The organism is Devosia alba (assembly GCF_039938915.1).
Lineage (GTDB): Bacteria > Pseudomonadota > Alphaproteobacteria > Rhizobiales > Devosiaceae > Devosia > Devosia alba.
This window is the reverse complement of sequence record NZ_JBDUUI010000174.1, coordinates 1-229: the sequence shown is the minus strand read 5'-3', so window position 1 is coordinate 229 and position 229 is coordinate 1. Positions and strand designations below refer to the sequence as shown.

1 protein-coding gene is annotated in these 229 nt (G+C 50.2%); it reads left to right on the top strand.

What is annotated here, in order from left to right; genetic code table 11:
* Positions 1-22: 22 nt before the first annotated feature.
* A partial coding sequence (locus tag ABFY71_RS19180) for a sodium/glutamate symporter (protein ID WP_347947474.1) occupies positions 23-229 on the top strand: 207 nt, incomplete at its 3' end.

Below are 229 nucleotides of genomic sequence, written 5' to 3'. Positions count from 1 at the left end.
ACGCGCATAACAGGAGCCTTTTATGATTCATCTCGATACGTTGTCGACCCTTGTTGCCGCAACGCTGGTTCTGCTGCTTGGTCGCAAGCTGGTACACAGTGTTTCCTTTCTGAAAAAGTACACCATTCCTGAACCTGTCGCCGGTGGTTTGCTGGTGGCGCTGGCCCTGCTGGTACTGAAAAAAAGCATGGGCTGGGAAATTGATTTTGATATGTCCCTGAAAGATCCG